This window comes from Aquibium sp. A9E412, assembly GCF_030398335.1.
In the GTDB taxonomy this organism is placed as follows: Bacteria; Pseudomonadota; Alphaproteobacteria; order Rhizobiales; family Rhizobiaceae; genus A9E412.
Genome location: NZ_JAOAOP010000109.1, coordinates 1 through 6,350, shown reverse-complemented (window position 1 = coordinate 6,350; position 6,350 = coordinate 1). Strand labels below are relative to the sequence as shown.

Annotated in this window: 4 protein-coding genes; 2 read left to right on the top strand and 2 right to left on the bottom strand. The window is 72.7% G+C overall.

Annotated elements, in window-relative coordinates; genetic code table 11:
- Nucleotides 1-2,480 (top strand): DNA ligase D (gene ligD, locus N1F89_RS20065; protein ID WP_290086236.1); only part of this gene is annotated, 2,480 nt, incomplete at its 5' end.
- A gap of 82 nt (nucleotides 2,481-2,562) precedes the next feature.
- The gene (locus tag N1F89_RS20060; RefSeq protein WP_290086235.1) at nucleotides 2,563-2,892 is read left to right on the top strand and encodes a YnfA family protein; all 330 of its coding nucleotides are present in this window, start codon (nucleotides 2,563-2,565) and stop codon (nucleotides 2,890-2,892) included.
- Nucleotides 2,893-3,053: 161 nt separating this feature from the next.
- Here the strand turns inward: N1F89_RS20060 and N1F89_RS20055 are convergent, their stop codons facing one another.
- Both N1F89_RS20055 and N1F89_RS20050 read right to left on the bottom strand, forming a co-directional pair.
- Nucleotides 3,054-3,950, bottom strand: coding sequence for an alpha/beta hydrolase (locus N1F89_RS20055; protein WP_290086234.1), 897 nt, complete (start codon nucleotides 3,948-3,950; stop codon nucleotides 3,054-3,056).
- 214 nt (nucleotides 3,951-4,164) lie between these two features.
- Nucleotides 4,165-6,231, bottom strand: a complete 2,067-nt coding sequence (locus tag N1F89_RS20050; RefSeq protein ID WP_290086233.1) for an ASKHA domain-containing protein — start codon at nucleotides 6,229-6,231, stop codon at nucleotides 4,165-4,167.
- Between the last annotated feature and the right edge of the window lie 119 nt (nucleotides 6,232-6,350).

Here is a 6,350-nt window from a genome sequence, read left to right as displayed (position 1 = left end):
CGGCCGCCGGCGCGGGGCTCGCCTTCGTCGTGCAGAAGCACGACGCCTCGCGGCTGCACTACGATTTCCGGCTCGAGTGGGACGGCGTGCTGAAGAGCTGGGCGGTGACCAGGGGGCCGAGCCTCGACCCGTCGGAAAAGCGGCTCGCCGTGCGCACCGAGGACCACCCGCTCGCCTATGGCGGGTTCGAGGGCACGATCCCGCAGAAGGAGTATGGCGGCGGCACGGTGATGCTGTGGGACCGCGGCACCTGGGAGCCGGAGACCGACCCGCAGGAGGGGCTGGCCGAGGGCAAGCTCACCTTCACGCTGCACGGCGAGCGGCTGTCGGGCAAGTGGTCGCTGGTGCGCATGCGCCGCCGCAAGGGCGAGAGCCGCGAGAACTGGCTGCTCGTCAAGAACGACGACGGGGCGGCCTTGCGCCGCGGCGACGTGCTCAACAAGCATGCCAAGAGCGTGGCGAGCGGCCGCACGATGCGCCAGATCGCCACGTCGGACGTGCAGTGGTCGGGCGCGGCCGGCGACGGTGCGGCCGGGCGGCAGACGCCGAAGACGCCGAAGACGTCGAAGGCCGCCGGCAAGGCGCCGGCTGCGCCACGCCGGCGCCGGCCCGGCGCCAAGACGGCGATGCCGCGCTGGCGCGAGCCGCAGCTCGCCACCCTGGTCGATGCCGCGCCGGAGGGCGAGGCCTGGCTGTCGGAGATGAAGTATGACGGCTACCGCGCACTGATCGCGGTGGCCGGCGGCCGGGCGCGCGTCTACACGCGCAACGGCAAGGACTGGACCGACCGCTTCCCGGCGGTCGCCGAGGCCGCCGCCGGGCTCGCCACCGACGGCACGCTGATCGACGGCGAGATCGTCGCCTTCGGGGCCGGCGGGCGCACCGACTTCTCCGCGCTGCAGCAGGCGCTGAAGACGGGCGGCGCGCTCACCTGCTTCGTCTTCGACCTTCTGGAGGAGGACGGCGAGGACCTGCGCGACCGGCCGCTGGTCGAGCGCAAAGGGCGGCTCGAGGCGCTGATCGGCGAAGGCAGCGCGCCGCTCGTCTACTCCGCCCATGTGCTGGGCGGCGCGGCGGCCGTGCACGAGAAGGTCTGCGCGGCCGGCCACGAGGGCATCGTCGCCAAGCGCGCCGACGCGCCCTACCGCTCCGGCCGCTCGCGCGCCTGGCTCAAGGTCAAGTGCTCGAAGCGCCAGGAGCTGGTCATCGGCGGCTGGTCGCCGTCCGACAAGAAGGGCCGCGCCTTCTCCTCGATCCTGCTCGGCGCCTACGAGGGCGACAGGCTGGTCTATCGCGGCCGGGTGGGCAGCGGCTTCGACGGCGATGCGCTCGACGCGCTGGCCGACAGGTTCCGCAGCCGCGCGCGCAAGACCTCGCCCTTCGCCGACCTGCCGCGGGCTATCGCGCGCGGCGCGCGCTTCGTGACGCCCGACCTGGTGGCCGAGATCGAGTTCACCGAATTCACCGCCGACGGCATGGTGCGCCACGGCGTGTTCAAGGGCCTGCGCGAGGACAAGGCGGCGCGCGCCGTGACGCTGGAGCGGGCCGAGGAGGAGACCGTGGCCGAGACGCAAGCGCAGGGCGAGGCGCGCGACAGCTTCGCCGGCATCCGCCTGTCGAGCCCCGACAAGGTGCTGTTCGCCGGCCAGGGGGTGACCAAGGCCGATCTCGCGGCGCATTACGAGCGCGTCGCGGAGCGCATGATGCCGCTCGTCGAGAACCGCCTGGTCAGCCTGGTGCGCTGCCCGCAGGGGCGCTCGAAATCGTGCTTCTTCCAGCGTCACGGCCACAAGGGGTTTCCGGAGGCGCTGAAGCGCATGGAGATCGCCGAGGCCGACGGCAAGCGCGACAGCTATCTGTTCGCCGAGGATCTGGCCGGGCTCGTCGCCGCGGTGCAGATGGGCACGCTGGAGTTCCACATCTGGGGCTCGCGCATCGACCGGCTGGAGCGGCCCGACCGGCTGGTCTTCGACCTCGACCCGGACGAGAGTATCACCTTCAAGGACGTGCGCGCGGCCGCCTTCGACCTGCGCGCGCGGCTTGCCGCGCTCGGGCTGGAGACGGTGGCGCTGGTCACCGGCGGCAAGGGCATCCATGTCGTCGCGCCGCTCGAGCGGCGCGCGGAGTGGCCGCAGGTCAAGCAGTTCGCGCGCGACTTCGCCTACGGCCTGGCCGAGGAGGACAGCGGGCGCTACGTCGCCAAGGCCGCGAAGGCCAAGCGCAGCGGCCGCATCTTCCTCGACCGGCTGCGCAACGAGCGCGGCGCCACCGCGATCGCGCCCTATTCGACGCGCGCGCGGCCCGGCGCGCCGGTGGCGATGCCGGTCTCCTGGGACGAGCTCGAGACGCTGGAGGCGGCCAACACCTTCGGCCTCGCCGAGGCGGCGCGCCGGGTCGGCGAGGCCGACCCGTGGGCCGAGGCGGCCGCGTGGCGCCAGTCGGTCACCAAGGCGATGCGCGACAAGGTGGCGCGCGCGTGAGCCGGCGGGCCGCCGGCGCGGCGGCGCTTGCCAGGGCGGTGCGACTCGGGCCTCATCCGGCCCGCACGCAGGAGGGGAGCCGATGCCGACAGCCGCCGCCTATCTCGGCGCGGCGATCGCCGAGATCGCCGGCTGCTTCGCGTTCTGGGCCTGGCTGCGGCTCGACAAGCCGGCCTGGTGGCTGCTGCCGGGGCTCGTCTCGCTCGCCGTCTTCGCCTGGCTCCTGACGCTCGCCGAGGTCGGCGCGGCCGGCCGCGCCTATGCGGCCTATGGCGGTGTCTACATCGCCAGCTCGCTCGCCTGGCTGTGGCTGGTCGAGGGCGTGCGGCCCGACCGCTGGGACGTCGTCGGCGCGAGCATCTGCCTGGTCGGCGCGGCCATCATCGTCGCCGCGCCGCGCGCCCCCGCCTGACGCGAAGCGACGGCAAACCGATGATGCACATGCCGGATTCTGCCAGAACGCATGGCATCTTGCCGCCGTTCTGCGTCGCACTGAATCATAAAACGGCTCCAACATATTGATTTTACGGACTTTCCGGCGCTGGACCGGTTTCCGATTCGCTTGGCAACGCGCTATCGCGCGCGGCAGAAGGCGACGATGCGGTCGCGGGCATGGCGCGCCTCCGGCATGTCGATCAGCGGCCAGACATGGATCATGTCCGGCTCGAGCACCAGCTCGACGTCGACCCCGGCGGCCGCCGCGCGCTCGGCGAACAGCACCGTGTCGGGGCTCAGGACGTCGCGCGTGCCCGAGAGCACCAGCGTCCTCGGCAGCACCGACAGGTCGCCGTAGAGCGGGCTGACGCGCCAGTCGGTGCGCGCCAGCGCCGGCGCGTAGAGCGCCACGGCCTCCAGCCCGCCGGGGATGTCGAGCCAGGGGTCGCGGTCGGCCATGCGGCGGATCGCCGGGTTGGCGAGCGACATGTCGAGGCCGGGCGAGATCAGCACCTGGCGCCCGGGCGCCGGCAGGCCGGCCTCGGCGGCCATCATGGTCAGCACCAGCGCCATGTTGCCGCCGGCCGAATCGCCCATCAGGATCAGCCGGTCGGCCGGTTCCTCCTCGACCAGCCGGCGGTAGAGCGCGCGCATCGGCGCGAAGATCGCCTCGAAGCTGTGTTCGGGGGCGAGCGGATAGATCGGCACGGTGAGCGTGGCGTCGAGGCGCTCGGCCAGCTCGGCGATCAGGCGCCAGTGATGCGGCGTGATCTCGAAGCAGTAGGCGCCGCCGTGCAGGTAGACGATGGCCGGCCCGCCGGCCGCGCCGCCGCGCCGGCGCACCCGGAAGACCGGCATGGCGGCGACGCGCTGCTCGGTGACGGCCAGCCGGCGCGCCACGGCGGCGGGCGGGCGGTGGTCCTGGCGCGTGCGGGCGCGGGCGATCCAGGCGTGCAGGTTCTCCGGCGAGGCGAACGCCTTCTTGCGGGTCGCCTTGAGGACGAAGGCGACGAGGTGGCTCTTGAAGCTCGGCATGGCGCGGTCCGGTCAGGCCACAGCTATAAAGCGTTTGCAGGCGAAACGGGACCCGGTTCGCCGTCCGCACAACGCGTCATAAAGAGCGTTTGCAGGCGAAACGGAACCCGGTTCGCCGTCCGCACGACGCGTCGGGCAAGACCGGCAGGAGCCGCGCTGTCCTTCGGCCAGGTGCAGGACGGCTCCGCCGCGTTGCAGCCGGGCGGCCGCCGTGTCAGCTCCGGTTGCGGCGGGCGGCGCGTTCGGCGCGCGAGCGCCGGCGCGGTGCGCCGTCGGCCGCGTCGGCCGTCGCCGGGGTCCGGCGCGCGGGCAGCGGCACCCGGGCGGCGAGCCGCGGGAAGGGGTCGACCTTGTTGGGCAGCGCCATGGCGTTGACGAAATGCTCCTGGAAGCGCGATTCCAGCGCCGTCTCGATCTTCTCGATGCGGCGCACCGTCTGCTCGATCTCGCGCCGGTAGTCGCGGTTGAGCAGCGCCATGCGCGCCCCGGTGCCGGCCGCGTTGCCGATGGCGGAGACCTTGTCGAGCTCGCAGTCGGGGATCAGGCCGAGCACCATGGCGTATTTCGGGTCGATGAAGGAGCCGAAGGCGCCGGCGAAGCGGATGGTGTCGACCGCCGTCACGCCCTGCTTTTCCATCAGGAGCCGGATGCCGGCATAAAGCGCGGCCTTGGCGAGCTGGATGGCGCGCACGTCGTTCTGGGTGATGGTGAGGCGCGGCGCGGCCTCGCTCAGCACGTAGGAGAAGGTGCGGCCGGCGGCCACCACGCGCGGGTTGCGGGCGGCCAGCGCGCCGTCGATGACGCCGTCCTCGGAGATGATGCCGGCGAGATACATCTCGGCGATCACCTCGATGATGCCCGACCCGCAGATGCCGGTGACGCCGGTGGGCCCGAGCGCCTCGGCGAAGCCCGGCTCGTGCGACCACGGCTCGGTGCCGATCACCCGGAAGCGCGGCTCCAGCGTCTCGGGGTCGATGCGCACGCGCTCGATGGCGCCCGGCGCGGCGCGCTGGCCGGCCGAGATCTCGGCGCCCTCGAAGGCCGGGCCGGTCGGCGAGGAGGCGGCGACGACGCGGCTGCGGTTGCCGAGCACGATCTCGGCATTGGTGCCGACGTCGACGATCAGCATCATCTCGTCCTGCCGGTGCGGCCCTTCCGACAGCGTCACGGCGGCGGCGTCGGCGCCGACATGGCCGGCGATGCACGGCAGCAGGTAGAGCCGCGCGCCGGGGTTGAGGTCGAGCGCCAGGTCGTCCGCGCGCGCCTTGACGGCGCCCGACACGGCGAGCGCGAAGGGCGCGCCGCCGAGCTCGGTCGGATCGATGCCGAGGAACAGGTGGTGCATGATCGGATTGGCGACGAACACGGCGTCGAGCACGTCGGCTCGCTCGGCCTGGCCGTCCGCGCACACCTTGTCGACCAGCTTGGAGACCGCCTCGCGCACCGCCCGGGTCATGGCGTCGCGGCCTTCCGGGTTCATCATCACGTAGGAGACCCGGCTCATCAGGTCCTCGCCGAAGCGGATCTGCGGGTTCGACGCGCCGGCCGAGGCGGCGACGCGGCCCGACAGCAGCGACACCAGATGCATGGCGATGGTCGTCGAGCCGATGTCGCAGGCCAGCCCGTAGGCCTCGTTCTTGAGGCCGGGCCACAGCGCCACGATGCGCGGCACGTCGTCCTCGCCGTCCTGGTGGATGGCCGCCGTGACGGCCCACTCGCCCTCGCGCAGAATGGACTGGACGACGGGCAGCAGATGCGCGTCGGCCTCCAGCCGGCCGTAGCCCCACTCGCGCATCAGCGCCGCCTTGAGCCGGTCGAGGTCGCCGAGCGGCTTGTGCATGTCGGGCTCCTCGACCTCGACATAGCACAGGTTGAGCGCCGGCCGGCGCTCGATCACCTTGTCGTCGGCGTCCTTGCGCACGACCTGGGCGTTGATCACGGTGTCCTGCGGCACGTCGACCACCAGGTCGCCCTGGATGGTGGCCGAGCAGGACAGGCGGCGGCCTTCCGGCAGGGTGCGCTTCTCGGCGTAGCGCGCCTCCTTCGGTCCGACCGGCGAGACGTGGTCGGGCGCCGAGACGATCTTGTGCTTGGCGAAATGGCCCTGCTGGATCTCCACCTGGCAGCGGCCGCAGGTGGCGCGGCCGCCGCACACGCTCTCGACATAGACGCCGAGCTGGCGCGCGGCGTCGAGGATCGGCGTGCCGACGGGAAAGCGGCCGCGCTTGCCCGAGGGCATGAACAGCACGAGGGGGTCGTCGAGCTTGGGGTGCTGGTTCATTCGCCGTGCGTCCTTCGTCGCGGCTTCACGCCGTTGTCCGTGGCGGCCGTGCGCGGGGCGGGCCCCCGCGATGCGGCGCCCGGCGGTGGCCGGGTCGCCTCGGGCGGAAACCGGTCGCG